Below are 25,132 nucleotides of genomic sequence, written 5' to 3'. Positions count from 1 at the left end.
TGGTGCGCGCCCAGACCAGGCGGGGGGACCGGAGGTATCCGGCGCTGGGCTGCGGAGGGCAGTTATTGTCGGTGGAAACCGGATTCCTTTTGCGCGCTCCGGTGGTGCCTATGCCAAGTCGTCCAACCAGGACATGTTGACGGCGGCCCTTGACGGCCTGATTGCGCGCTTCGGATTGCAGAACGAACGCATCGGTGAAGTGGCGGCGGGCGCTGTCCTCAAGCACTCCCGCGATTTCAACCTCACCAGGGAAGCCGTCCTAGGCTCAGCCCTATCTGCCGAAACCCCCGCCTACGACCTTCAGCAGGCATGTGCAACAGGCCTGGAAACAGTTCTTGGCTTGTCCAACAAGATTCGCCTGGGCCAGATCGACTCTGGTATCGCTGGGGGAGTGGACTCGGCCTCCGATGCCCCGATTGCAGTCAGTGAGGGACTGCGTACAGTCCTTCTTGAACTCAACAGGGCAAAAACACTGCAGAAGCGCCTGCAGATCCTTAGCCGCCTCCGGCCCAAGGACCTCTCCCCGGATGCACCGGATACCGGCGAGCCTCGGACCGGACTGTCCATGGGTGAGCACCAGGCCCTGACCACGGCGCAGTGGAACATCACGCGCGAAGCCCAGGACGACCTGGCACTGAAGAGCCACCACAATCTGGCCGCAGCCTATGCTGATGGCTTCTTTGACGATCTACTCACGCCCTACCGCGGACTCGCCAAGGACTCAAACCTCCGGGCAGACACCTCGATGGAAAAACTGGCTGCACTCAAGCCTGTTTTCGGAAAGAATCTTGGGTCGGCGGCGACCATGACGGCCGGTAACTCAACGCCGCTGACCGATGGCGCGTCAACAGTCCTGCTGTCCTCCGAGGACTGGGCCCGGGAACACGACCTTCCCGTCCTCGCGTCCGTCGTTGATGGCGAGGCCGCAGCTGTCGACTTCGTCCATGGAAAGGACGGACTGCTGATGGCACCTGCGTTCGCCGTGCCACGGCTTCTTGCCAGAAACGGCCTGACGTTGGCGGACATTGATTTCTTCGAGATCCACGAGGCATTCGCCGGCACTGTCCTGTCCACCCTTGCAGCCTGGGAGGACCCAGAATTTGGCCAGGACAGGCTGGGGCTTTCCGGGGCATTCGGCACGGTGGATAGGTCCAAGCTCAATAGTTGTGGTTCATCCCTCGCCGCCGGGCACCCCTTTGCCGCCACCGGAGGACGTATTGTGGCTACATTGGCCAAGATGCTGCACCAGAAGGGCAGCGTTGACGGCCGCCCCGCGCGTGGCCTGATCTCAGTCTGCGCCGCTGGCGGCCAGGGTGTCGTAGCTCTTCTCGAAGCAGCGTAGGGGGCAGCCGTGAGTGATCCATACAGCTCCTTCATCAGCACTGGACCTGGCCGGAAAATCGCCCGTCAGCTGGGCCTGCCACAACCAGCTAACCTGCGCCGCTACAGCCCCGGACAGCCACTCCTGACCGGCCCCGTGCTGGTCACAGGTTCCGGAGCCGGAGCAGACGCACTGGCCACTGAACTCCTGAGCTGGGACCTGGACATTCGTCGGCACGCGGTGCCCAAGGAAAAACTCGGTGCCATCATCCTGGTCTTGGACGAACTCAGGACGCCAGCCGACCTAGAGGTACCTGTCCTCGGTGTCGGGTCATCGCTACGTGACCTCATGCCCAACGCCAGGGTCCTGAGTGTGTCCCGGACAGCGGCCGACGCGGCGGATCCTGCCCAGGCTGCAGCCCGCCAGGGAGTTGACGGCCTGGTGCGCTCGCTGGCCAAGGAGCTCCGTGGCGGCGCCACAGCCAACGGCGTGCTACTGGCACCCCAGACACTGACCACCAGCACCTCCGCACTGGCCGCCCTCCGCTTTTTCCTGTCGGGACGCTCGGCCTTTGTGGACGGCCAGTTCTTGACCGTGACGTCCGACGCCGGCAGCCCCACCCTCAACCACGACCGCCCCCTGGAGGGTAAGGTCGCTGTTGTTACGGGAGCTGCGCGAGGCATTGGGGCGGCAATTGCCCGCACGCTGTACCGCGATGGCGCAACTGTTGTGGCTGTGGACGTGACGGCCGCTGGTCAGCAGCTTGCCGCCGTCGTAAACAGCATTGGCGGGACAGCCCTACAGCTTGATGTGACCAGCCCCGACGCTGGCCAACGCATCATCGAGCACGCCATTGACCGCCATGGCAGGCTGGATATTGTGGTGCATAATGCTGGCATCACGCGCGACAAGCTCCTGGCCAACATGGACCAGCAGCGCTGGAACTCGGTGATTTCCATCAATTGTGAAGCCCAGCTGAGAATCAACAGAGCGCTCCTGGACTCGGAGCACTTCCGGGATGGCCCCAGGATTATCTCCCTGGCGTCCACCAGCGGCATTGCTGGCAACCGCGGTCAGACCAACTACGCAGCGTCCAAGGGCGGCGTCATCGGCATGGTCCAGGCGACTGCGCCGCTTCTGGCGCCATGGGGCGGGTCCATTAACGCTGTGGCACCAGGCTTCATCGAAACCGAAATGACGGCCAGGATTCCGTTTGCGACCCGTGAGGTGGCCCGCCGGCTGAACTCCTTGCAACAGGGCGGGACGCCCGGAGATGTCGCAGAAGCCATCGCATTCCTTGCCAGTGATGCGGCAGCGGGAATCACTGGCGACGTCCTGCGTGTGTGCGGCCAAAATATGGTGGGAGCATGAGCACCACGGGAAGCGTCATCCTGGCTGAGGTTCCATCGCTGTCGAAGCTGTACCTCAATGCTGCGGGCGAAGCTGCCCGTCGACGCCTCACGGGAGGACCCCCGCGCCTGAGCCTTCCGCTGGTGAGCCACGAGGTGCGTGGTGTCCGGACGGACGTTGCAACGCTCACAGCATTCCAGCACCTGCTGGGGGAGACCGCCAGCGACGAACTACCCGCAGGCTTCCTCCACGCGATGGCCTTTCCAGTTGCCATGAGCGTCCTCAATCGCGACGATTTTCCCTTGCCGCTGCTCGGCATGATCCACTTGGCCAACCGTATTGAGCAGCGGGCCACTATCTTGTTTGACCAGCAGGTAGACATCTCCGCCCGGGTGGAAAACCTGCGCAGCCACCGCGTAGGTACACAGGTGGATGTGATCGCCGAGATCAGGGTAGCGGGAACCACCGTGGCAGCCTGGCAGGGGGTTTCCACCTACCTGGCCAAGGGGGTCTTCCTGCCGGGTATCGACAAGCGCGAGAGCGTCGGTAACGGTACCCGTCCTGATTTCGCGGCACCGGATCCTACTGCGCTCTGGCAGTTAGGTGTTGAGACGGGCAGGGCGTACGCTGCCGTCTCAGGTGACTTCAACCCGATCCACCTCAGCGCACTTTCTGCGAAGGCCCTGGGTATGCGGACCTCCATTGCGCATGGAATGTATCTGGCTTCACGCGCCCTCGCTGAAGTAGGAGTTCCGCGCGGCGAGCACTTCCGCTGGGATGTTTCTTTTGAAGCCCCGGTGTTCCTGCCTGCCCGCGTCGCCTTGGACATCAGCACCACAGGTGGGGATTTCGGGGCATGGCAGGAATCCGCCTACGTCGCCTGGAACGCCCGGTCTGGGCGTCGTCATTTCAGCGGGACGGTTTCGGCCCTGCAGTAGACCGGGTAGGGTCCAGAACCCGAAGGATGCGGTAGAGACTGAGGCGGAGTGAATCGGTAACCCCAACTCCACCGTCCGCCGCTTTGTCGTGGCCAATTCGGTGCAGGGAGTCGCGAGCGGTATCAAAAAGTTCCTGTGCGGAGTCGGAATTTTCACCAGGCGTTGCAGCAAGCAGGCGAGACGTTGATCGGAGGGCCTCAGAGAGGTTGCGCCAATCGGGGGGCTGTTGCAGGACCGTGCCCTCGTCACTCCAGATCAGGTCGGAGAGAACCTCTGTCATGTCCTGAAGATAGAAGGTAAGCCGTTCCAGATCCCGGGCAACTTCGTAGTCCCGGTTCAGATTCCTGGGGTGGAATTTTGAGCGGAGGTTGGCCCTCTTACTCTCCTCTGCCTCCTTCATCAGGTGCCGGACGGTGCGCGTGGCGTCGGCAAGCTCATCCGACCGGCGGGACCATTCCTCGTGCTCGGGAGGCCACTCTTCGGCCAGGGCGGTTCCCATGTCGCTAAGTTGCTGCGACAACGCGAGTCGCAGCTTTGCCAGGCTTTTGAGGGCAGCGTTAAAGCGCAGCGGTGGAAAGATGAGCATATTTACTGCCACGCCTACCACCACACCCACGGCCATCTGGACCAGATAGCCGAAAGAAAAGCCGTCCGGGTCGCTTCCGCCCACCAGCAGCACCAGCAGTGCCGCTGTGGGAACCCAGTCCTGAGACGAGCCCAGTCCTGGAATGCCAGCAAGGAGCACGCCCAGTCCCATGACCGCCGCTACAGCCAACGGTGAAGGGTCTGTGACGTTGGAAAGAAGAGTTGCCAAGAGAATACCCAGCGCCAGGCCCACCAGGGCCTGAATGCCCTGCCGCAACGAGCCTGCCACGTTGTGGTACATGGCCACGAGTGCGCCCAGCGGTGCGTAGTAGGGATACTCCGCAGCAACACCCGGCATGAGCGGTGCGATGAGAAATGCGATACCCGCAGCAATGGCGGCTTTTGCCGCCAACTGCAGCCGGGCAGCTGCCACTGTTGCGGTGAGGTTTGTTGAGGCTGCTGCGAGGAGCCTGCGGACAAGCGAAGCCGACGCTCGTGGAACGGACGAGTTATGCGGAGTTGAAGACACCATTTCAACAGTATGCTTACTTTATTTTCCGAGCAACCCGGCCTGCACCGGGGTGCAGGCTTGCCGCCGCCTGCCGGGCCGCAGCCGCGAGCTGGTGTGCCCGTCCAGCAGTCCGCCCGTCCTCGGCCCGCGCTGGTATATAGCCAAAGGCCAGCCCATACGCCGGGTCAGCGAAGCCGAGTGCGGCGTTGGCACCCTCGTGGCCGAACGCCAGGTGGCTGCCAAAATTCCGGGACGGGTGGGGCTTCATGAACACCACGCCAAAGGCGTTGTCGAGACCGGATGTCCTGTCCAGCCCCCATACCTGTTCCTCTGACATGGCGGTAATGGTGCACTGACTCAGGGCAGGTTCGCCACCATCCACTCCCGTTGAGACAGCGGCGTAGGCCCTCGCTAGTCCTCCTGCCGAGCCAACTCCGCCGGCTGCGCTCATTCCATGGGCCCGGACTTCGCGGAGGTTGGGAAGTTCCATGACCGTACTGTGGGGGGCGTTGGAGTTGAGGCCGTCAAAGCTCAGGGCATCAAGCCAGGAATCTGCCGGCGGGACCTCATAGACCACCTTCCTGTAGCGTGGCTCTTCGGCCGCGGGCAGCCCTAGGAAAAAATCAATGCCGTAAGGTACCCGCAAGCGCTGGTTGTACAGGTCCTGAAGACTGGAACCGGTGACCCGGCGGCAGAGCTCCTCCATCAGGATTCCGATGGTCAGTGCGTGGTACCCAAAGGTGGAGCCAGGACGCCACAGTGGACGGGCAGCAGCCAGTGCAGCAGCTGCCTTGGCCGTGTGGAAGTCAGCGATTGGTATTCCACCAGGGACACCGAGCAGTCCGGCCCGGTGTGAGAGCGCTTCCCTGACCAGGATGCCTTCCTTGCCATGGCAGCCAAACTCTGGCCAATATGATGAGACGGTTCGGTCAAGGTCGAGATGGCCCTCCTGGACAAGGAGGGCCATCACCATGGCGGCGATTCCCTTGGAACACGAATATGCGCCAGTGATCGACTCCGCAGACACTCCGTTGCCCTCTGCGATGCTTACGACTTCCTTCCCCCGGAAGTAGACGCTGACCTGCGCACCGTAGCTGGGGTCAGCACGACGGAATGACTGGAAAAGCTTTCCTACAGCGGCGAAGGCCGGGCCTGCGGTGTCGTCAAGGGCAGTTGTGGTGCGGGAAACCGGGGTATCGTGCTGTGCAGTCATGGACCCAGCATAGGTGCGAAGGCGCCTAGGCGGTTGCTCCGTGACCAGCCGTCACTTCTTCACCAGAGTGCACGGGGCCAGGGGGAGTACCGTCCCCAAAGGGACGTCCACCCAGGGATTCCCGACCGTGCTCTGTGAGCCAGCCGCTGAGGTCCGGGCCCTTGGGGACAATCCCGGTGGGATTGATGTCCTTATGGACGATGTAGTAGTGCTTCTTGATCTGGACAAAGTCAGTAGTGTCACCAAACCCAGGAGTCTGGAACAGATCCCTGGCATAACCCCAAAGCGCCGGCATCTCGCTCAGTTTGGTCCGATTGCACTTGAAATGGCCGTGGTAGACGGCGTCAAACCTGGCCAATGTGGTGAAGAGACGCACATCGGCCTCGGTGATGGTGTCACCCACCAGGAAACGCTGGTGGGTGAGCCGTTCCTCCAGCCAGTCAAGGGCGGTGAACAATCGATCGTAGGCAGCATCGTAGGCGTCTTGGGAACCAGCGAACCCACAGCGATACACGCCGTTATTGACTTCCGTGAAGACGCGCTTGTTCACAGTGTCGATTTCCTCGCGGAGGTGTTCTGGATACAGGTCGGGAGCACCCTCTCGCTGAAATTCCTTCCACTCGCTGGAGAAGTCCAGGGTGATCTGCGGGAAGTTGTTGGTGACAACTTTCCCCGTGGCAATCTCCACCATGGCCGGCACTGTGATGCCACGGGGGTAGTCCGGGAATCGCCGGAAGTACGCGTCCTGGATACGCTCCATGCCTAGGACCGGATCCACGCCGCCCGGGTCCAGGTCGAAGGTCCAGGAACGGGAGTCGTGGGTTGGTCCAGGCTGTCCCAGGGAAATGGCGTCTTCGAGGCCGAGCAGCCGGCGCACAATCACAGTCCTGTTGGCCCATGGGCAGGCCCTTGCGGCTATCAGGCGATAGCGCCCTGGCTCGGCCTTCCATCCAGGTTGGCCATCGTCGCCCACCCGTCCATCGCGGGTGATGCGGTCTTCAATGTAGTTGGTGTCACGCGTGAACTCTGCTCCACCCGTGACATATGCGCCCAAGGTACTGTGACTCGGCTCGCTGCCCGCTGAGCCACTCTGGTTGCCTGTCGGTTGCTGGGGGGTTGTCTGTTCCATGCACCAAGCCTAGACGCCCGGAACCAGGATTGGTTGGAGCTGGAGCCAGGCGACAAGGGAAGAGGCCCCGATGGTGCAGGCAAAGAGCAGTAGCCACACGGCGGCCGGCAGGTGTGTCGCCACTGCGAGCAGATGGGCATCGGAGGTTGGCAGCCGCTCCCGATGCCTGGTGTGGACGGACACCAGGCCCAAGAACGCGCGTATCGATCCCACCAGGAGCGCAAGGCCCAGGACGAGGGCCACGTAACCGGTCGCGCCTGCAGGAGCCACCAGGACAATTGCCGCACCAGTCCCGGCGCAGACCACCGTGATCAGGACACCGGCGCCATTCCTTATGAACACCAGGGATGCCGCAGCGACGAGTGCGCCAACGCCCAGTGCCGCAGAACCCCATCCTGCGAATCCGCTCGTCACCAGGGCTGCGCCTACCACCCCTGGTGCAGGGTAGCCCCAGAAGCCCGACCAGACGGGACGCCAGCCGCCCCGGCTCACGGAGGTCGTAGTCCCTGAGTGGTCGAGCCGGAGGACGATGCTGCGCAGGCGCTGACCGCTGATGAGGGCGGCAAAGGCGTGTCCAAGTTCATGGACCACTGTGGTGAAAAGCCCAAAGTACCGCCACGTCCGACGGGGAACACACAGGATGACCGTGGCCAGGAGGACTGCCCAGATCACTGGACCCCCGACGTCGGGCGGTGCATCGTGTGCAAAGGCGCCAGAAAGGCGGTCCAGCCATGGCTGGGTCGCTAGGTCATCCACAGCAGCCACTATCCCCGCTGCTGCTGGCAGGACGCTGGACGGGCCGTCGCTCAGGAACCCGATCCGCACGAGGCATTAAAAGCTGCACTGGCGTCCTGGTACGAGGACTGCATGTCGGCAAGGCGATCGGCGTCGGGCTCTTCCATTGCCTGCGCATCGGTGTACTCGATAATCGTCTCGAGGGCGGGCTTGAGCTCATCAGAGGCCGCTTCGTGGATGGGGCGGAGCTGATTGGCAAGCTGTGTCATGCCCGTTTTACCAATGCTATTGGCAGGGTTGGCAAGGACTACCTGGACCCGCTCGCACGTCTCCGCCGTTGAGAGCTGGGTTGTAGCGGCGCAGGCAGAGGCCCCGAGAACGAGGGTGGACGCGAACAGGATCGTGGCAGTTTTTTTCATCTTTTCCTCACACAGTGGTTGTGGCTCGATTCTATGCAAAGGTCACGCCACGACATATTCAGTGGGTCGTTGCGGCGCGTCAGTTCCGCTCCGTTGCCGGTGTTCCCTGATCGCCTGCGACGATCACGGGGTGAAGCTCTCTGCCTGCTTTTTGGGGCCCTGAACAATGATCTGGTCGTCTTCATAGAGCACCGTTTGGGCCGTGGTGTGCTGCCAGGAGCCGCCGGCCCTCTTGAAGGCAACAATGGTGATGCCATAGGTGTCCCGAAGACCAAGAACGCCCAAGGGTCGGTTCTGTGCCTGGACTGGAGGCCTGGTGCGGATCATCACGAAGTCGCTCTCAAATTCGACATAGTCCAGGATTGAACCGCGGACAAGGTGCGCCACACGCTTGCCCATGTCATGCTCTGGCCGGATGACGTGTTTCACGCCCAGTTGTCCCAGGATTTCAGCGTGCGGTTCGCTGATGGCTTTCGCCCACACCTGGGGTTTCTTGAAGGTCAGCAGTCGGGACGTCGTGAGGATGCTCGCTTCAAGGTCAGAGCCGATGCCCACCACTGCGCGGTCGAATTCATGCACGGAAAGTTGGCGCAGCACTTCTTCCCGTGTTGAGTCGGCGCGCACCACGTGGGTGAGCCGGCCGTTGTATGACTGGACCGTATCCTCATCGACGTCGATACCGAGAACCTCTGTGCCCTGGGCTTCGAGTTCAAGGGCGAGGGAACCGCCGAAGCGGCCCAGCCCGATGACGGCAACCGAAGTGGCCTGGGCGCTGCGTCCGGATTTGCGGGCAAAGACTTCCTTAGCCAATGAGCGGCCTCTCTTTCGGGTATTCGTACATGATGGGGCGGCTGTGGACAGCCAATGCTGTGCCAAGTGTTACCGGGCCGAGCCGGCCAATGAACATGAGCAGGATCAGGACCACCTGGCCCGCAGGGGGGAGCCCTGCCGTAATGCCCGTGGACAGGCCCACTGTGGCAAAGGCGGAGATCACTTCAAAAATGATCTTTTCCTGGCCAAAATCGGTGATGATCATGAGGTACATGGTGGATGTCACAACAAGGGCAATGGCCAAGAGCACCACGGTAATGGCTTGGCGATGGACTGCCCTGGAAAGGCGCTTGCCGAAGATATTGACGGCAGTGCCCCCGCGGAGCTCTGTGGAGAGAATAAAAAACAACACCGCAAAAGTAGTGATTTTCAGGCCACCGGCCGTTCCTGCCGGACCGCCACCAATGAACATCAGAATGTCCATTCCCATCCAGGAGACTGGGTGCATTTGAGCGATATCAAGACTGTTGAAACCGGCTGTGCGGGTAATGACGGACTGGAAGAATCCTCCGAGGATCCGATCCTGCGGCGGTAAACCGCCCAGGGTCGCGGGATTGTTCCACTCCGCGGCGGAGATGAAAACGGTTCCGCCCACCAGCAGCACCAGGCTGCCATAGAGCACGAGCTTGGTGTTCATGCTCCAGTGAATGGGTCGCCGGTACTGCCGGCCCAGTTCAAAGAGCACAGGAAAGCCCAGGCCGCCAATAATAACTGCAGCTGCGATCGGTAGGCAGATCCATGGATCGCTCACAAAGCCCATGAGGTTGTCCGTATACAAAGCAAAGCCTGCGTTGTTGAAGGACGATACGGAATGGAAGATGCCGTACCAAAGCGCCTCCATTGGCTGGTAGCCGTAGCCCACCATGAAACGGAGCATCAGGATCAGTGCCAGGGCAGCTTCGACGATCACTGTAATCCGGAAGACGCCCAGGAGGACACGCCGAACGTCGCCGAAGCCAGTACTTTTTGTTTCGGCAGCCGCGAGCATCCTTGACCTGAGGCCCAGCCTCCGTGCCGTCAGTACACCCAGGAGCGAGCCGAAGGACATGACGCCGAAACCACCAATTTGGATCAGGACCAGAATTGCGGCTTTCCCAAAACCACTCCAGAACACTGGCGTATCCACTGTGATCAGCCCTGTGACGCACACTGCCGATGTTGCAGTGAACAGGGCCTCCAGGAGCGTTGCGCCACCAGGCCCTGCTTTGGCGACAGGAAGCATCAGTGTTCCAGTTCCCAGGATGATTGCCAGTGCGAATCCCAGGACAATCCACTGGGCAGGATGCCGGGGAAGGAGGAACCTCAGGACCCTGCCGAGGGCGCCCAGCAGTGTTCCGAAAAGTGCCGCGATACTTCCGGCACTTTCAATAATTCGTGTGCTGGGTTTATTTCTCCGGCGTTCCGGACGCGGGCTTCGCTGGTAAGCCTTCAGGTGCATAGCCGAAACGCTATCACCGCAGAAGAGCATGACTGATCATGGGGATAGGTTCGCCTGGGTCTTGTAGCGAATCATCGCGAATGCAGGGAGCGCACCCGGCTGCATGGTTCGGACTTAACGGGAAAAACCCCGGGAAATCATTGATTTCCCGGGGTTTTTCCGACTGTGCGCGGAGGGGGACTTGAACCCCCACCCTCTTTCGAAGACTAGCACCTCAAGCTAGCGCGTCTGCCATTCCGCCACCCGCGCAGGTGGTGTTCCGAAGAGCGATCCTGCCGTAAAGCGTTTCGCATTTCTTCGAAGCAGCGAGAAAAACTCTAACACGAACTTTCCCGAAACAAACAATCGGGGTCAGTGGGTAGGCTGAGGGCAAGGATCAATACACGAGGTCCAGGACACATTTCCCCTTGAATCAGGAGTCTCACATGACTGACATCCGGCCCGAAGACGAAGTTGTTCGTATCTGCCAGGAGCTTATCCGGATCGACACCTCAAACTTCGGCGATGGATCAGGCCCCGGTGAGCGTGCCGCAGCAGAATACACCGCAGGGCTGATCACTGAAGTCGGCCTCGAAGCGGAAATCTTCGAATCGGCTCCCGGCCGGGCTAATGTTGTGACACGTATCGCCGGGGAAGACCCCACGGCCAGTGCACTTGTTGTCCACGGCCATCTGGACGTTGTGCCAGCACTGAAGGAACAGTGGTCGGTTGACCCGTTTGGCGCCGAGCTCAAGGACGGGCTGATCTGGGGCCGTGGAGCAGTCGACATGAAGGACATGGACGCCATGATCCTCTCCGTCATGCGTCGGTTCGCCCGCACGGGACGCAAGCCCAAGCGTGACCTGATTTTCGCTTTCTTTGCCGACGAAGAAGCTGGCGGAACGTACGGAGCCCGGTACGCAGTCGATCACCGTCCAGAACTCTTTGAGGGTGCCACGGAGGCGATTTCCGAGGTTGGTGGTTTTTCGGCAACGATTGGTGGGCAGCGAACATACCTCCTGCAGACAGCTGAAAAGGGTATTTCCTGGCTGCGACTGCTTGCACATGGCAGGGCGGGCCACGGCTCGCAGATCAATACGGACAACGCCGTGACGCGGTTGGCGGGCGCTGTCACCCGGATTGGGCAATACCAGTGGCCAATCGAGCTCACACCCACGACCCGGCAATTCCTTGACGGCGTGACGGAACTCACGGGCGTTGAGTTCGACGCCGACAATCCAGAGGTCCTGCTCAGGGAATTGGGCACCGTGGCGCGATTTGTCGGAGCGACACTGCAGAACACCACCAATCCCACGCTGCTCAAGGGCGGCTACAAGCACAATGTGATCCCGGAGTCAGCCGAGGCATTGATCGATTGCCGCACCCTCCCGGGCCAGGCAGAGCAGGTCCTGGAGATTGTCCGGGATCTCGCGGGACAAGGTGTTGAGGTCAGCACCATCCACAGTGATGTCTCCCTTGAAGTTCCGTTCGCTGGCAACCTCGTGGATTCCATGATCGATGCCCTGCACACCCAGGATCCGGGTGCCACAGTGCTCCCGTACACCCTCTCCGGGGGAACGGACAACAAGTCCCTGAGCCGGTTGGGTATTACCGGATACGGGTTTGCACCGCTCCAGTTGCCCGACGAGCTGGACTTCACGGGTATGTTCCACGGAGTCGACGAACGGGTACCGGCCGACTCGCTCAAATTTGGTGCACGCGTGTTGGACACTCTCCTCACAAACTACTGACCAGCACCATCAGGGACGCCACCATGTCGCCAGAGGAAATCCTTCCCGATGTCCTGCTCGCACGTATCAGATCCCGTGCCGCGGGGTACGACACCGATAACCGGTTCTTTCACGAGGATCTGGCAGATCTTGTTGCTGCCGGTTATCTCAGGGCCTTCGTGCCGGCAGGGGAGGGCGGATTCGGTTTGAGCCTTGAGGAGGTGGCCCTCTGCCAGCGGCGGCTTGCTACAGCTGCCCCCGCTACCGCACTGGCCATCACCATGCACCTGGTGTGGACCGGCGTCGCCCGTATCTTGGTGGCGCGAGGGGACACCTCGTTGGACTTCGTGCTGACGGAAGCCGCCGCGGGGGAGGTCTTCGCTTTTGGCAACTCCGAAGCAGGTAACGATGCAGTGCTTTTTGATTCCGGCACCGTGGCGACGCCGATGGCGGGCGGGGCCTACTCATTCAACGGCATAAAGATCTTCACAAGCCTCTCGCCTGCGTGGACGCGACTGGGGATCTTCGGCAAGAACGCATCCGGGCGGACGGGTGCTGGTGAACTCGTGCACGGTTTCATCACGCGGGAGACGCCGGGGTACCGGATTGTTGACGACTGGGACACCCTTGGGATGCGGGCCAGTCAGTCCCATACGACAATCCTGGAAGGAGCGGTGGTGCCGGCGGACAGGATTTTCCGGAAGCTCCCGGTAGGGCCGAATTCGGATCCCCTGACCTTTGCGATCTTCGCGTGTTTCGAGACGCTCATCGCCAGCGTCTACACCGGACTGGGAGAACGAGCGCTGGATCTAGCTGTACTGAATGTCAAGAAACGGCAGTCGCGGAGAACGGGACTGGACTACTCACAGGATCCAGACATCCGCTGGCGGATCGCTGATGCGGCGATGTCGATGGATGCACTGTACCCGCACATCATCCATGTGGCCCGCGACGTTGACGCTGGGACAGATTATGGCCAGCAGTGGTTCCCCAAACTTGTTGGGCTCAAGGTCCACGCAACGGAGACCGCGAGGAAGGTTGTTGACCAGGCCATCAGGGTCAGCGGCGGTTCCAGTTACTTCCGTGGATCGGAGCTTGAGCGGCTATACCGTGATGTCCTGGCTGGGATGTTCCATCCCTCCGACGACGAGTCGGCCCACGGAACAGTGGCGAATGCTTGGTTGGGACCGCTGCCTGACTGAACGGGGCTGTCCGGCCGTTAGTCAGACTGTCCGCTGAACCTGGGTGACCCTGCGCCGGAGCCAGAAACGGCGCCCGCCTCCGATGTACAGGACGCTTCGCTCCAGCTCCCACTTGCCGTACTCCGAATGTTCCACCAGTCGACGCCGGGCCTCACCCAAGGAGTCGTCGGGACTGACAGTCATCACGAGATACTCGTAATGACGAAGATAATCGCGTTCCCTGTGGACCGAGCTGTTAAGAAAATGTTCCTTCATTGCTCTCCATTCTGGTCAGTAACCGGCTAGCGTAGTGCCATGAGCATCGATCCGCGTGTCGCGCTTGAATCCCTGACATCTGCCTTGGAAGAACACCTTATAGCAGCATCGGTGCGCAGGGGCGACGGCGACCCCGCTGTTGAGTCGGCATTCTTCCGATTGGCTGATGCTTTCGAAGTCTACGACGACGCCCTCTACGAGAGGTACAACGAGGTCACTCCCATGCAACTCTTCGAAGAAGAGGACGACGACGACGACTTCGCACCCGGTGGTGAAGAGTTTGACGTTGTGGAGACGTAGTCGATTACGCCAGCTAGTCAGCTAGGTGGCCCATCATCAGCTCAGTTGCAGCCGGGCTAGGAGCCATTCACGAGGCCCGAGATGTCGTCGAGGGCGTGCGTGATCTCAAGGGGGAGTGGCGAAAGTCTGGCGTCCAAAATCTCTTTGAGCTGAACCTGGGTCCTGGCCCCCACAATTGCCGTTGCGACGCCGTCGCGCGCCATGAGCCAACTCAGGGCAACGTCGCTGGTGCTCCGCCCCAATCCCTTGGCAGCCATCACCACCGCCTCCACGATCCGTGTTGAGGCATCGGAGAGATAGGGCTCCACGTAGGCGCTCAGTGACTGCTGAGCACCACGGGAGTCAGCCGGTATCTGGCCGCGGTACTTGCCGGTAAGCACTCCGCGGCCCAGGGGAGCCCAGGCCATGAGCCCCAGGCCGGCATCCTCCACGGCCGGAATGATTTCTGCTTCGGGCTGGCGGCGGAGCAGCGAGTATTCACTCTGGTGTGCCACCAGCGGGAATCCGGCCACCGCCGCTGCCTTCGCAGCCTGCCAGCCAGTGAAGTTTGAGATGCCCACATAACGGGCCCGGCCAGTGCTTAGCGCCAGGTCGAGAGCGGACAGTGTCTCATCGAGGGGGACATTGGGGTCCCAGCCTTCGGCGAACCAGATATCGACATAGTCCGTTCGGAGCCGGGCCAGGCTGGCGTCAAGGCTGTTCAGCATGGCGTGCCGCGAGGTATCCACCCTCCGCCGACCCTTCGTAAGGGTAAGCCCCGCCTTTGAGGAAACGGAGACTTCCGTGCGCGAGACGAGGTCACCCAGGAACGAGCCAAGAAGTGCTTCCGCAGCGCCGTCCGCATACCCTGCCGCCGTGTCCAACAGGGTTCCACCGGCAGAAACAAAGGACTTTAGCTGGGCTGCGGCCTCGTGGTCATCCGTGCCGCGGGACCAGGTCATTGTTCCGAGTGAAAGGGTGGATACACGGAACCCGCTGTTCCCGACATAACGCTGCTGCATGCAGGTCAGCTTACGGGGAATTCACAGGGTGCATGACGTATGGTCTTTACCGTGAACTGGTTTGAAGTGGCCTTCTTGGGCCTTGTCCAGGGGCTGACTGAGTTTCTCCCCATCTCCTCGAGCGCCCATCTGCGCATTGTTGGGCAGTTTTTGCCCAACGCCTCTGATCCCGGCGCGGCGTTTACAGCTATCACGCAACTGGGGACGGAGACCGCCGTCGTGGTCTATTTTTGGCGGGACATTGTGCGCATTGTCAAAGCCTGGTTTGGTTCCTTGCGGGGCAAGGTATCCAAGCAGGACCCAGATGCCCGCATGGGGTGGCTCGTGATCCTGGGAAGCATCCCCATTATTGCCCTGGGCCTGGTCTTCCAGGACCAAATTGAAACCGTCTTCCGGAGCATGTGGATCGTGGCGACCATGCTGATCGTCTTTGGCCTGATTCTCGCTGTGGCGGATGCCTACGGCAAGCAGGAACGGGACCTGAGTAGGCTCACGTACCGCCACGGCATCTTCTATGGCCTGGCCCAGGCCCTGGCACTTATTCCTGGGGTCTCCCGATCAGGTGGCACCATCACGGCAGGACTGCTAATGGGATACACCCGTGAAGCGGCGGCCAGGTATTCCTTCCTGCTGGCCATTCCTGCAGTGTTTGGCAGTGGCCTCTACCAGCTCTACAAAGTGGTGTCAGCAGATGGCCTGACAGGTCCCTACGGATTGCCTGAGACGGCATTGGCAACAGTGATTGCATTTGTGGTCGGGTACATCATCATTGGCTGGTTCCTGAAGTTTGTGTCCACCAACAGCTACCGCCTCTTTGTCTGGTACCGGATACTTCTCGGACTTGCCCTGTACGTGCTGCTCGGGTTCGGTGTCATCAGCGCCTAGCACTAGGCTTGTCCTGTGAAACCCTGGATGTCCCGCCCCGTTCCTGCCCTGTCCGGCTCCATGCCGGCCGTACACCTCTTCGATACCACCTTGGGCGGTGAACAGGTCCTCGATATTTCTGGGGCCAAATCGCTCTACGTGTGCGGTATCACACCGTATGACGCCACCCACATGGGTCATGCGGCCACGTACGTGGCCTTTGACCTGCTGAACCGAGCCTGGCGCGACGCTGGTGAAACTGTCTCCTACGTACAGAACGTCACGGATGTAGATGATCCCCTGCTGGAGCGGGCCACGGCCACCGGCGTTGACTGGCGGGACCTTGCAGCCAGTCAGATTGAGCTCTTCCACAAAGACATGGAGGCCCTGAACGTCCTGGCGCCGGATCATTATGTTGGAGCAGTCGAGAGCATTCCTGACATTGTTCCGGCCGTCCAGAAGTTGATAGCCGACGGTGTGGCCTACCGCGTGTCGGGCGTGGATGGAGAACCTGACGGTGATGTGTACTACGACGTCGACGCGGCAGGAAAAATGTCGGCCGACGACGGCGGGTGGACACTTGGCTCTGTGTCGCGCCTGACTGAACCGGCCATGCTGGAGTTCTTTGCCGAACGGGGCGGCGACCCCGGACGGGCAGGAAAGCGACAGCCCCTTGATCCTCTCCTGTGGCGCGTGGCGCGTGACGGAGAACCCCGCTGGGATGGCGACTCGCTTGGTGACGGCCGTCCAGGCTGGCACATCGAGTGCACAGTCATCGCCCAGAAGTACCTTGCTTCGCCAATGACCGTCCAGGGCGGAGGGTCTGACCTGGTGTTCCCGCACCATGAGATGGGTGCAGGGCATGCATATTCCCTGACAGGGGTTCCCTTGGCCCAGCACTATGCGCACACGGGGATGGTGGGACTGGACGGCGAAAAGATGAGCAAGTCCAAGGGCAACCTGGTGTTGGTGTCCCGGCTGCGAGCTGCTGGCGAAGACCCTGCAGCGATCCGCTTGGCCATCATTGCTCATCACTACCGCACGGAATGGTCCTGGACTGACGAAGGATTCCGTGCTGCCAATGAGCGGCTCGAAAACTGGCGAACAGCACTTGGCCGCACCGGGGCAGGCTCAGCGGCTCCGGTGGTCCAGGCCATCAGGGAGGCGCTGGCCAACGATCTTGATGCACCTACTGCTGTTGCTGCAGTGGACGCATGGGCTGCTGGAGTTTCCCCAGGCTCGATACCTGATGCGGCGCAGGCCGCGCAGATAGCTCAAGCACTGGACGCGCTGCTAGGCATTGAGCTCATCCCGGCCTAGGGGCGTGGGGCAGGAGCCAGCGCCGGCAACGACGCTAGTTCTTGTCCTTGCCGCGACGTTTGAGATAGCGCTCAAACTCACGGGCGATTGACTCACCACTGGCCTCAGGAAGGTCCACGGTGTCCTTTGCCTCCTCGAGCTGCCGGACGTAGGCGGCTATTTCGGGATCTTCGGTCGACAGCTCATCAACACCGCGCTCCCAGGCATCGGCCTCTTCGGTGAGCTCATGGTTTTCCATGGGAGCCTGCAGGAGTTCTTCGATCTTATTAAGCAGTGCCAGCTGGGCCTTGGGAGAAGGCGCCTGTGCGACGTAGTGCGGGACTGCTGCCCATAGGGAAATGGTCGGGAGGCCCGCCAGCAGGGCAACCTCGCCGAGGACGCCGACAATACCCACGGGGCCCTCGTACTGGGAAGCCTCAAGGTTCATGCGTTCCCGAACCTGGGCGTCATCAGACGTGGTACTGACGGGGATGGGTCGAGTGTGCGGCACGTCGGCCAGCAGGGCGCCCACTAGCACCACGTAATCGACGTTGAGTCTTTCGGCCTGGAGGAGGAGCTCAGCTGTGTAGGCACGCCATTTGTAGGAAGGCTCTGCTCCTTGGACGAAAATCACATCGACGTTGGTGTTTGGTGCCGACGCCTTGTGGATTCGTGTTGCGGGCCACTTGATCTTTCTGGCACCGGAGGATGTCCGGCGGACAGATGGCCGGGTGAACTGGAAATCGTAGTATTCGTCTGCATCAATCGATGCGACCTTCTTACCGTCCCATAATTTGCTGAGGTAGCGCAGCGCATCGCTTGCTGCTTCGCCTGCGTCATTCCATCCCTCAAACGCTGCGAGCATCACGGTGATGCGCTTACCCTCTGGAACCGGGAGCAGAAGCTTCTCAGGTTCGGGCGTGGCGCCTGGTGTGGTGTCTGCGTCGAAGCTGTTCATCCCCTCAGCCTACGTCGAAGACCTGCCTGGGTGCGTCACAGCGGCTACCTCCGCACCCTCGCTCACCGCGTTTCCCGGAGGGCCGCGGGGGAGCGGCTTCCGCGGCTACGCCATGGGCGTATCGGAACGGAAGGGACCAGGGTCCAGCCGTAGACTGGCCTCATGCATCTGCCTGCCGCGGACTCCGCGTTTTCCGGTACATTTCTTCGTGCGGTCCTCTGGGACATGGACGGCACCATCGTGGACACCGAGCCCTACTGGATTGCCGCCGAACGGGCGTTGGTAGAGGCCCACGGCGGAACCTGGTCCCACAGCCAGGCCCTCCAGCTGGTAGGACAGTCGTTGGTCTTCTCCGCCGGAATCCTTCAGGAGGCCGGTGTTGCGCTCTCTGTCCGGGAGATCATCGACACCCTGACGGACACCGTGGTTGCTCGCGTCCGGGAGAACGTGCCATGGCGTCCCGGGGCCCGCGAACTCCTGGACCAGTTGCACTCAGCGGGGATCCGTTGTGCCCTTGTCACCATGTCGGAAGAGCCGCTGGCCCGGGAAGTTGTGGCCGCTCTCCCCGCACCGTACTTTGAATTCCTGGTCACCGGTAACCAGGTAACGCAGGGGAAACCACACCCTGAGGCCTACCATTCGGCCGTGGCTACCCTGCAACGGACCGATCCGGCCCTGACGCTCCACCACTGTGTCGCCATCGAGGATTCGGTACCCGGCGTCGCCGCGGCCGTAGCATCCGGGGTTGTCACAGTAGCTGTTCCACACATCATCGCGCTGCCAGAAGATTCCCGACACGCCATGTGGGACACCCTTGCTGGGCGGACAGTCGCAGACCTTGAGGCGTTGGCAGCGCAGCGTCACTCCTCGGCACTGCCCGAGGCGGGCGGGCCCGCAGCCGAATCTGGACGTGAAGCCGGACCGTCCCGCACGGAGTCGTCCCCAGGGGTTCAGCGTGGCTGAGGCTGGCACCCGGCGTGAAGGCATTCCCCTGGGAAAGATCTTCGGCGTTCCCGTCACCCTTGCCTGGTCCTGGTTCATCATTGCCGCATTCACGGTTGTGGTGTACGGGCCCGTTTTGCAGGGAAACAATCCTGCTCTGGGATCAGCCGCTTACACGATAGCCTTCGCCTACGCTGTGCTCCTGCTCATCTCGGTTCTGGTTCACGAACTTGCCCACGCCCTGAGCGCACGTGTTTTCGGGTGGCCTACCGAAAAGATTGTCCTGAATCTGTGGGGCGGACACACCCAGTTCGAAAATTTCACAGCTACCCCCGGACGTTCCGTGGTTGTGGCACTTGCGGGTCCCGCCACCAATATTGTGTTGGCCTTGGGTGCCTGGCTGGTCCTGATGTCCGCTTCGCTACCCAGCGTCGCAGAGCTTCTGACCAATATCTTCATGTGGGCGAACCTGCTGATCGGTATTTTCAACGTACTGCCGGGCCTGCCCCTGGACGGCGGCCGGATTGTGGAGTCCATTGTCTGGAAGATCACCGGCAGCCAGGCCAAAGGTACAGTTGCCGCAGGCTGGGCTGGACGCATCATCGTGGTCGGTCTTGGGGTCTGGTTCATCGCTTTGCCCGTCATCAGCGGCAACGCGCCGGACCTTAGCCTTCTGTTGATTACCCTTTTGGTCGGCTCGTTCCTATGGTTGGGTGCTTCTGGCGCCATTGCCCAGGGAGCTATGCGCCAGCGCCTTCCCCTCGTCCGCGCTGATTCCCTGTCGCGTTCCGCCATTGGGCTCCCCGCGTGGTCCACGGTGGCGCACGTCTTGGCAGCGTCCGGCAACGGAAGGTCGGAAACGGTTGTGTGTGGTGCCGACGGCCGTCCGCAGGGCGTTGTTGACGCCGCAGCGATCAACGCAGTTCCGCCGGCCATGGCCGACACGACTCCCATCACAGCTGTCAGCCGGCCGTTGGGCAAGGGAGCGTACGTGCCAGGGTGGTCCCAGGGCGAGGAATTGATCACTTTTCTCTCCGGCATTGAAGGAACAGAGTATGCCGTGGTCGACAGTGCAGGAGAAGTCACCGGGCTCCTCCTTCAGGATGACGTGCTCGGTGCGATCACAGGCAAGCGGATACGCTCACGTGCAGCCGGCAGAACCCCGAACCGGTAGAGTTACGTGCCGGTCGGTGCCCAGCGGACAATGGTCCGCGGGCTCGCCCGGACCGCAGGATCGACACAGCAGGATTGACACAGTGAGGACATTTTGATGAACCGCGAGATCGACACCCCAGCCGGCGCAGAAACGCCCACCGGCACGGCAGCCGGCTCAGGGCAGGCTGTTGGGGCTGCCCGGCGTCGCGGTCCTTTCCGCGAAGGCGAACGCGTCCAGCTCACTGATGAGCGTGGTCGGATGAACACGGTGACGCTAGAGCGTGGCGGGGCGTTCCACACACACCGCGGATTCCTCAACCACGACGAAATCATCGGTCAACCCGACGGCTCTGTGGTGGTGAATAACGTGGGCCAGCAGTACCAGACACTTCGTCCGTTGCTTTCTGACTTTGTCCTGTCGATGCCGCGCGGCGCCGCGGTGGTCTATCCGAAGGATGCCGGACAGATTGTGACCATGGCCGATATCTTCCCTGGGGCCCGTGTGGTGGAGGCCGGTGTAGGCTCTGGAGCACTGTCGATCTCCCTGCTGCGCGCAGTGGGGGACAACGGCTACCTGCATTCCTTCGAACGTCGTGAGGAGTTTGCTGATATTGCCCGGGGCAATGTGGAAACTATTTTCGGTGGTCCTCACCCGGCCTGGAAAATTTCACTCGGTGATTTCCAGGACGAAGTGGTCCGCAGTGAAGAACCAGGGTCCGTGGACCGCGTGGTCCTTGACATGCTTGCACCGTGGGAATGCCTGGATGCAGTAGCCACGGTGCTGGCTCCGGGCGGAGTGTGGATCAACTACGTTGCGACTGTCACGCAGCTCTCGCGCACCGCTGAGGCCATCCGGGCTGACGGTCGCTTCACCGATCCTGATGCCTGGGAATCGATGGTTCGTGGCTGGCATCTTGAAGGACTCGCAGTCCGTCCGGATCATCGGATGGTTGCCCACACGGGTTTCCTGCTGGTAACCCGCCGGTTGGCGGACGGGGTGACGGGCATTTCGCTGAAGCGACGGCCCTCAAAGACCGACTTCAAGGAAGAGGACGTTAATGCCTGGACCCCGGGAGCCGTGGGTGAACGGGCTGTGTCAGACAAAAAGCTGCGCCGCGCCGCAAGGGACGCAATCGCTGGCACGAACGTTAGAGATGAAGCAGTAGAAACAGATCAGTCCATATCCTAGGATGGCCCGGCAGCGTTGTCAGGGTGTGGCTAAGGTCTTATAAGAAGCGCAGGAAAGGGCTGAGGCAGCATGGATAACCCCAACACGGAACCCGCACAGACACCCGCTGATCGGGGAACGTCCGGCGAGCTCACAGTGGCAGACCGGCAGATGAATATCCTCCGGGACAAGCTCCGGAATGTTGACCGGCAACTTGCCGCTGCATCCCAGAACAACACCAAGCTGGTGTCCATGCTGGAGACGGCCAAAGCCGAGATCACGCGACTTAAAAATGCCTTGGATCAGGAGGGCCAGCCGCCCTACAGCTTTGGAACCGTCCTCCAGGTCAATCCCAGGGTGCAGCCTCCTGCTGGGGGCAGCGGCCAGGCCGTGGCCGAGGAAACAGCCGACATCTTCAATGCCGGCCGAAAGATGCGTGTTGGGATCAGTCCCCTGGTCAACATCAACCAGCTGGCACCTGGGCAGGAAGTGCTCCTGAACGAGGCGCTGCTGATTGTTGCCGGTCTGGGATATGAACGGGCAGGCGAACTCGTGACCATCAAGGAACTGATGGGGACCGACCGCGTGCTGGTGGTGGGACGCACGGATGACGAGCGGGTCATCCGCCTCAGTGGAGCACTACGCTCGGAACGCCTGCGTGTCGGTGACGCCCTCTCCATGGACTCCCGGACAGGTCATGCGCTGGAAAAGGTTCCCCGCTCAGAGGTGGAAAACCTGGTGCTGGAGGAAGTCCCGGACATCACGTATGAGGATATCGGTGGACTAGGCCCCCAGATCGAACAGATTCGAGATGCCGTTGAACTGCCGTTCCTGCACCCGGACCTTTACCGCGAACACGGGCTCAAGGCGCCCAAGGGCATCCTGCTCTATGGCCCGCCGGGCTGCGGAAAAACACTGATTGCCAAGGCGGTAGCGAACTCGCTGGCAGCGCGGGCAGCGGAACGGGCTGGCAACGTTGACCTGAAGAGCTACTTCCTGAACATCAAGGGTCCTGAGCTGCTGGACAAGTACGTCGGCGAGACGGAGCGCCATATTCGGCTGATTTTTGCCAGGGCCAGGGAAAAGGCGTCTGATGGCAGCCCTGTCGTCGTCTTTTTCGACGAGATGGACTCGCTGTTCCGCACGCGAGGCACCGGAATCTCATCCGACGTCGAAACCACCATTGTTCCCCAGCTCCTCAGCGAAATTGACGGCGTTGAGCGTCTGGACAATGTCATTGTCATTGGCGCCTCGAACCGCGAGGACATGATCGATCCTGCGATTCTCCGGCCCGGCCGCCTGGACGTGAAGGTCAAAATCCAGCGTCCGGACGCGGAAGCAGCAGCTGAGATTTTCAAGAAGTATGTCACCAAGGACCTGCCATTCCACGAGAGCGACCTGGCCGAGTATGACGGAGACGTAACCGCGACAGTGGGCGCCATGATCCAGCGGACCGTGGAGGCCATGTATTCCACGGACAAGGCCAATGAGTACCTTGAGGTCACCTACGCCAACGGTGATACAGAGATGCTCTATTTCAAGGACTTCAGCTCGGGTGCCGTTGTCCAGAACGTGGTGGACAGGGCGAAGAAATACGCCATCAAGGATCTCCTGACACTTCAGCAGCGTGGTTTGCGTATTGAACACCTCCTGCGTGCCGTGGTGGACGAATTCCGTGAGCACGAAGACATGCCCAACACCACCAACCCCGACGATTGGGCCAGGATCTCCGGGAAAAAGGGTGAACGTATCACCTACATCCGCACTATCGTGCAGGGTAAGGCTGGGCAGGAACCAGGCAAGGCCATCGAGACTGCTCCCAACACCGGCCAGTACCTGTGACAGCGGGGGTAGGGGGAGGTACGACGCCGGAACTCCCGGTGGGCGGTGCCATGCGGGTCATGGGAGCCGAGACAGAATATGGGATCCACGCGCCGTCGGCACCCGGTGCGAACGCCACCATGATGTCAGCGAGGGTGGTCCAGGCCTATGCCCATGTGACTCGACAGCGGGCAGCGGGCGGTGCTGAGGCACGGTGGGACTACACGGATGAAGAGCCACTGCATGATGCCCGCGGCTGGAGCCAGAATCGCGATTCAGCCCACCCCAGCCAACTCACTGACCAGCCCCCCGTGCTCGATGCGGAGGCAGTAGCGCTGGCGTACGGCAGGCCGGATCTTGAGCTTGACGGGCAGGACGAGTCTGGATCCATGTTGATGAACATGGTTCTCGGTAACGGTGCACGGCTATACGTCGACCACGCACATCCCGAATATTCCAGTCCCGAGGTGACCAATCCGCGCGACGCGCTGACGTGGGATGCAGCAGGAGATCTTGTGGCGCTGGCGTGCGTTCGGCGGCTGGCCGAGGATCCAGAACTGCCGCCCATCAATTTGTACAAGAACAATACGGACAACAAATCCGTCTCCTATGGCTCCCACGAGAATTACCTCATGCCACGCTCTGTGCCTTTCAGTAACATCGTCGCTGGATTGACGCCGTTTTTTGTCACTCGTCAGATTATGTGTGGTGCGGGACGCGTGGGGCGGGGGCAGGACAATTCGACGCCCGGTTACCAAATCAGCCAGCGTGCCGATTTTTTTGAGGCCGAGGTTGGCCTGGAGACAACCATCCGGCGCCCCATTATCAACACCCGGGATGAACCCCATGCCACAGCCGAGAAGTATCGCCGCCTGCACGTAATCATCGGGGATGCCAATCTCAGTGAGACTGCCAACTATCTCAAATTCGGGACAACGGCAATGGTCCTGAGCCTGATTGAGGCGGGACGTGCGCCGGTTCTTGAAGTCCATGAGCCGGTTGCGACGCTGCAGGCCGTCAGCCACGACACCGAACTCAGCGGGACTCTCCGGCTGATCGATGGTCGCCGTGTCAGTGCGCTCGATATCCAGTGGATGTACCATCGCGCAGCATCAGAACTTGCTTGGGAGACAGGCGTTGCCGATCCGCTCCACGGCGACGGACATACCCACGCCGTCCTGGAGCAGTGGGCCGCCACTCTTACGGCATTGGAAAGCAGCAGGGACACGGCTTCCTCATCGGTTGAATGGCTTGCCAAACTTTCGCTGCTGGAAGGCTACAGGCAACGGGACGGCCTTGCGTGGGACGACGCACGGCTGGGCCTGGTGGATCTGCAATGGTCCGATATCCGGCCCGAGAAGGGTCTGTACCACCGGATGTTGGCCAGGGACCGGATGCGACGCATTGTGGATCCTGCGGCTATTTCTCGGGCAGTCCTGGAACCGCCTGTCGATACGCGTGCATTTTTCCGGGGAAGAAGCATCAGCCGGTTTGGGAAAGACGTGGTGGGTGCGAGTTGGGACTCGGTAATCTTCGATGTACCCGGTCACAGTAGGCTCCAGCGGGTGCCCACGCGGGAGCCACTGCGCGGAACCGAGGCCCTTCTCGGCGATTTGTTCGCCAGGCACACGGAGACGGAACCTTTCCTGGCTGAACTCCTCGGAAAGTGAGCTGCTTCCGCAACGAACAGCGCGTGTGAGAGCCGTCATCGTGACACTATGAACACATGAGCCGATCCCTGGACAACGGGGGTCAATGAGAAGGAGTCATCATGGCCGGTCAAGAACAGCAGCAACCCCAGTCGCACCAGAACCAGGTGGACGAGGATCTCCCCGAGGCGCCGCCTACTGTCCCGGAAGCCCAGGCGTCCGCCGCCACGGCAGGCGTTGACGACCTCCTTGACGAAATTGATGGCGTGCTGGAGTCAAACGCTGAGGAATTTGTTCGCGCCTTTGTCCAAAAGGGCGGTCAATAGGCTTCTGCGGGAC

General features: G+C 61.2%; 24 protein-coding genes and 1 tRNA gene. 14 read left to right on the top strand and 11 right to left on the bottom strand.

Features of this window, described 5'->3' with window-relative positions; translation table 11 throughout:
• The first annotated feature begins 49 nt into the window (after window positions 1-49).
• Genes QMG79_RS06450 through QMG79_RS06440 form a run of 3 tightly spaced genes read left to right on the top strand, consistent with a single transcriptional unit; the run spans window position 50 to window position 3,609 of the window.
• Complete coding sequence (locus tag QMG79_RS06450; protein ID WP_283538022.1) at window positions 50-1,342, top strand: acetyl-CoA C-acetyltransferase; 1,293 nt, start codon at window positions 50-52, stop codon at window positions 1,340-1,342.
• A gap of 9 nt (window positions 1,343-1,351) precedes the next feature.
• Window positions 1,352-2,692, top strand: coding sequence for a 3-oxoacyl-ACP reductase (locus QMG79_RS06445; protein WP_283537752.1), 1,341 nt, complete (start codon window positions 1,352-1,354; stop codon window positions 2,690-2,692).
• Window positions 2,689-3,609 carry a MaoC family dehydratase gene (locus QMG79_RS06440; protein WP_283537751.1) on the top strand — a complete coding sequence of 307 codons (921 nt, stop codon included), beginning with the start codon at window positions 2,689-2,691 and terminating at the stop codon, window positions 3,607-3,609. Before QMG79_RS06445 ends, QMG79_RS06440 begins: the two co-directional genes overlap by 4 nt.
• Here QMG79_RS06440 and QMG79_RS06435 read toward each other — a convergent pair.
• From QMG79_RS06435 to QMG79_RS06400, 8 genes are all read right to left on the bottom strand, one after another.
• Complete coding sequence (locus tag QMG79_RS06435; protein ID WP_283537750.1) at window positions 3,581-4,726, bottom strand: FUSC family protein; 1,146 nt, start codon at window positions 4,724-4,726, stop codon at window positions 3,581-3,583. The two genes, QMG79_RS06440 and QMG79_RS06435, sit on opposite strands and share 29 nt — an antisense overlap.
• 13 nt (window positions 4,727-4,739) lie before the next feature.
• Complete coding sequence (locus tag QMG79_RS06430; RefSeq protein ID WP_283537749.1) at window positions 4,740-5,918, bottom strand: serine hydrolase domain-containing protein; 1,179 nt, start codon at window positions 5,916-5,918, stop codon at window positions 4,740-4,742.
• Between the two features lie 25 nt (window positions 5,919-5,943).
• Window positions 5,944-7,047: a glutathione S-transferase family protein gene (locus QMG79_RS06425; protein ID WP_283537748.1), complete on the bottom strand. Its 1,104-nt coding sequence runs from the start codon at window positions 7,045-7,047 to the stop codon at window positions 5,944-5,946.
• Between the two features lie 9 nt (window positions 7,048-7,056).
• Complete coding sequence (locus QMG79_RS06420) at window positions 7,057-7,872, bottom strand: M50 family metallopeptidase (RefSeq protein ID WP_283537747.1); 816 nt, start codon at window positions 7,870-7,872, stop codon at window positions 7,057-7,059.
• The gene (locus QMG79_RS06415) at window positions 7,854-8,201 is read right to left on the bottom strand and encodes a hypothetical protein (protein ID WP_283537746.1); all 348 of its coding nucleotides are present in this window, start codon (window positions 8,199-8,201) and stop codon (window positions 7,854-7,856) included. The genes QMG79_RS06420 and QMG79_RS06415 overlap by 19 nt, the downstream gene beginning before the upstream one ends.
• Window positions 8,202-8,324: 123 nt before the next feature.
• A complete protein-coding gene (locus QMG79_RS06410; protein WP_283537745.1) occupies window positions 8,325-9,011 on the bottom strand; it encodes a potassium channel family protein in 687 nt (228 codons plus the stop codon).
• The gene (locus tag QMG79_RS06405) at window positions 9,004-10,470 is read right to left on the bottom strand and encodes a TrkH family potassium uptake protein (protein ID WP_283537744.1); all 1,467 of its coding nucleotides are present in this window, start codon (window positions 10,468-10,470) and stop codon (window positions 9,004-9,006) included. Before QMG79_RS06405 ends, QMG79_RS06410 begins: the two co-directional genes overlap by 8 nt.
• Window positions 10,471-10,636: 166 nt before the next feature.
• Window positions 10,637-10,719 (bottom strand) — tRNA-Leu (locus tag QMG79_RS06400).
• A 176-nt stretch (window positions 10,720-10,895) separates the two neighbouring features.
• Here QMG79_RS06400 and QMG79_RS06395 point away from each other — a divergent pair.
• Window positions 10,896-12,200, top strand: coding sequence for a M20/M25/M40 family metallo-hydrolase (locus tag QMG79_RS06395; protein WP_283537743.1), 1,305 nt, complete (start codon window positions 10,896-10,898; stop codon window positions 12,198-12,200).
• Window positions 12,201-12,223: 23 nt separating this feature from the next.
• On the top strand, window positions 12,224-13,381 hold the full coding sequence (locus tag QMG79_RS06390) for an acyl-CoA dehydrogenase family protein (RefSeq protein WP_283537742.1): 1,158 nt from the start codon (window positions 12,224-12,226) through the stop codon (window positions 13,379-13,381).
• Between the two features lie 21 nt (window positions 13,382-13,402).
• Here the strand turns inward: QMG79_RS06390 and QMG79_RS06385 are convergent, their stop codons facing one another.
• Window positions 13,403-13,636 carry a DUF5703 family protein gene (locus QMG79_RS06385; protein WP_283537741.1) on the bottom strand — a complete coding sequence of 78 codons (234 nt, stop codon included), beginning with the start codon at window positions 13,634-13,636 and terminating at the stop codon, window positions 13,403-13,405.
• 39 nt (window positions 13,637-13,675) lie between these two features.
• Here QMG79_RS06385 and QMG79_RS06380 point away from each other — a divergent pair, with 39 nt between their 5' ends.
• A complete protein-coding gene (locus tag QMG79_RS06380; RefSeq protein WP_283537740.1) occupies window positions 13,676-13,936 on the top strand; it encodes a hypothetical protein in 261 nt (86 codons plus the stop codon).
• A gap of 56 nt (window positions 13,937-13,992) precedes the next feature.
• Here the strand turns inward: QMG79_RS06380 and QMG79_RS06375 are convergent, their stop codons facing one another.
• On the bottom strand, window positions 13,993-14,937 hold the full coding sequence (locus tag QMG79_RS06375) for an aldo/keto reductase (protein ID WP_283537739.1): 945 nt from the start codon (window positions 14,935-14,937) through the stop codon (window positions 13,993-13,995).
• A gap of 51 nt (window positions 14,938-14,988) precedes the next feature.
• On the opposite strand from QMG79_RS06375, the gene QMG79_RS06370 reads away from it, so the two are divergent.
• Both QMG79_RS06370 and mshC read left to right on the top strand, forming a co-directional pair.
• The gene (locus QMG79_RS06370; RefSeq protein ID WP_283537738.1) at window positions 14,989-15,822 is read left to right on the top strand and encodes an undecaprenyl-diphosphate phosphatase; all 834 of its coding nucleotides are present in this window, start codon (window positions 14,989-14,991) and stop codon (window positions 15,820-15,822) included.
• A 15-nt stretch (window positions 15,823-15,837) separates the two neighbouring features.
• Window positions 15,838-17,121, top strand: a complete 1,284-nt coding sequence (gene mshC / locus QMG79_RS06365) for a cysteine--1-D-myo-inosityl 2-amino-2-deoxy-alpha-D-glucopyranoside ligase (protein WP_283537737.1) — start codon at window positions 15,838-15,840, stop codon at window positions 17,119-17,121.
• A 34-nt stretch (window positions 17,122-17,155) separates the two neighbouring features.
• Here mshC and QMG79_RS06360 read toward each other — a convergent pair whose 3' ends face one another.
• Complete coding sequence (locus QMG79_RS06360; RefSeq protein WP_283537736.1) at window positions 17,156-18,058, bottom strand: PAC2 family protein; 903 nt, start codon at window positions 18,056-18,058, stop codon at window positions 17,156-17,158.
• 162 nt (window positions 18,059-18,220) lie between these two features.
• On the opposite strand from QMG79_RS06360, the gene QMG79_RS06355 reads away from it, so the two are divergent.
• The 6 genes from QMG79_RS06355 to QMG79_RS06330 all read left to right on the top strand — a co-directional run bounded on the left by QMG79_RS06355 (window position 18,221) and on the right by QMG79_RS06330 (window position 25,119).
• Window positions 18,221-19,021, top strand: coding sequence for an HAD family hydrolase (locus tag QMG79_RS06355; protein ID WP_349357252.1), 801 nt, complete (start codon window positions 18,221-18,223; stop codon window positions 19,019-19,021).
• Window positions 19,014-20,174 carry a site-2 protease family protein gene (locus tag QMG79_RS06350; RefSeq protein ID WP_283537735.1) on the top strand — a complete coding sequence of 387 codons (1,161 nt, stop codon included), beginning with the start codon at window positions 19,014-19,016 and terminating at the stop codon, window positions 20,172-20,174. Before QMG79_RS06355 ends, QMG79_RS06350 begins: the two co-directional genes overlap by 8 nt.
• Window positions 20,175-20,270: 96 nt before the next feature.
• Complete coding sequence (locus QMG79_RS06345; protein WP_283537734.1) at window positions 20,271-21,344, top strand: tRNA (adenine-N1)-methyltransferase; 1,074 nt, start codon at window positions 20,271-20,273, stop codon at window positions 21,342-21,344.
• Between the two features lie 69 nt (window positions 21,345-21,413).
• Window positions 21,414-23,165 carry a proteasome ATPase gene (gene arc / locus QMG79_RS06340; protein ID WP_283537733.1) on the top strand — a complete coding sequence of 584 codons (1,752 nt, stop codon included), beginning with the start codon at window positions 21,414-21,416 and terminating at the stop codon, window positions 23,163-23,165.
• Between the two features lie 50 nt (window positions 23,166-23,215).
• Window positions 23,216-24,814 (top strand): depupylase/deamidase Dop, encoded by a 1,599-nt coding sequence (gene dop, locus QMG79_RS06335; protein ID WP_283538020.1) that lies wholly within the window; start codon window positions 23,216-23,218, stop codon window positions 24,812-24,814.
• A 101-nt stretch (window positions 24,815-24,915) separates the two neighbouring features.
• Window positions 24,916-25,119: a ubiquitin-like protein Pup gene (locus QMG79_RS06330; RefSeq protein WP_283537732.1), complete on the top strand. Its 204-nt coding sequence runs from the start codon at window positions 24,916-24,918 to the stop codon at window positions 25,117-25,119.
• Window positions 25,120-25,132 lie beyond the last annotated feature (13 nt).

The organism is Pseudarthrobacter sp. PS3-L1, from assembly GCF_030063285.1.
GTDB lineage: Bacteria > Actinomycetota > Actinomycetes > Actinomycetales > Micrococcaceae > Arthrobacter.
This window is presented reverse-complemented; position numbering and strand designations above follow the sequence as displayed.

Coding starts and splice junctions, on each gene's coding strand:
- QMG79_RS06440 (WP_283537751.1), top strand. CDS start 2,689: ATGAGCACCACGGGAAGCGTCATCCTGGCTGAGGTTCCATCGCTGTCG.
- QMG79_RS06435 (WP_283537750.1), bottom strand. CDS start 4,726: ATGGTGTCTTCAACTCCGCATAACTCGTCCGTTCCACGAGCGTCGGCT.
- QMG79_RS06430 (WP_283537749.1), bottom strand. CDS start 5,918: ATGACTGCACAGCACGATACCCCGGTTTCCCGCACCACAACTGCCCTT.
- QMG79_RS06425 (WP_283537748.1), bottom strand. CDS start 7,047: ATGGAACAGACAACCCCCCAGCAACCGACAGGCAACCAGAGTGGCTCA.
- QMG79_RS06415 (WP_283537746.1), bottom strand. CDS start 8,201: ATGAAAAAAACTGCCACGATCCTGTTCGCGTCCACCCTCGTTCTCGGG.
- QMG79_RS06405 (WP_283537744.1), bottom strand. CDS start 10,470: ATGCACCTGAAGGCTTACCAGCGAAGCCCGCGTCCGGAACGCCGGAGA.
- QMG79_RS06395 (WP_283537743.1), top strand. CDS start 10,896: ATGACTGACATCCGGCCCGAAGACGAAGTTGTTCGTATCTGCCAGGAG.
- QMG79_RS06390 (WP_283537742.1), top strand. CDS start 12,224: ATGTCGCCAGAGGAAATCCTTCCCGATGTCCTGCTCGCACGTATCAGA.
- QMG79_RS06385 (WP_283537741.1), bottom strand. CDS start 13,636: ATGAAGGAACATTTTCTTAACAGCTCGGTCCACAGGGAACGCGATTAT.
- QMG79_RS06380 (WP_283537740.1), top strand. CDS start 13,676: ATGAGCATCGATCCGCGTGTCGCGCTTGAATCCCTGACATCTGCCTTG.
- QMG79_RS06375 (WP_283537739.1), bottom strand. CDS start 14,937: ATGCAGCAGCGTTATGTCGGGAACAGCGGGTTCCGTGTATCCACCCTT.
- QMG79_RS06360 (WP_283537736.1), bottom strand. CDS start 18,058: ATGAACAGCTTCGACGCAGACACCACACCAGGCGCCACGCCCGAACCT.
- QMG79_RS06355 (WP_349357252.1), top strand. CDS start 18,221: ATGCATCTGCCTGCCGCGGACTCCGCGTTTTCCGGTACATTTCTTCGT.
- QMG79_RS06345 (WP_283537734.1), top strand. CDS start 20,271: ATGAACCGCGAGATCGACACCCCAGCCGGCGCAGAAACGCCCACCGGC.
- arc (WP_283537733.1), top strand. CDS start 21,414: ATGGATAACCCCAACACGGAACCCGCACAGACACCCGCTGATCGGGGA.
- dop (WP_283538020.1), top strand. CDS start 23,216: ATGCGGGTCATGGGAGCCGAGACAGAATATGGGATCCACGCGCCGTCG.
- QMG79_RS06330 (WP_283537732.1), top strand. CDS start 24,916: ATGGCCGGTCAAGAACAGCAGCAACCCCAGTCGCACCAGAACCAGGTG.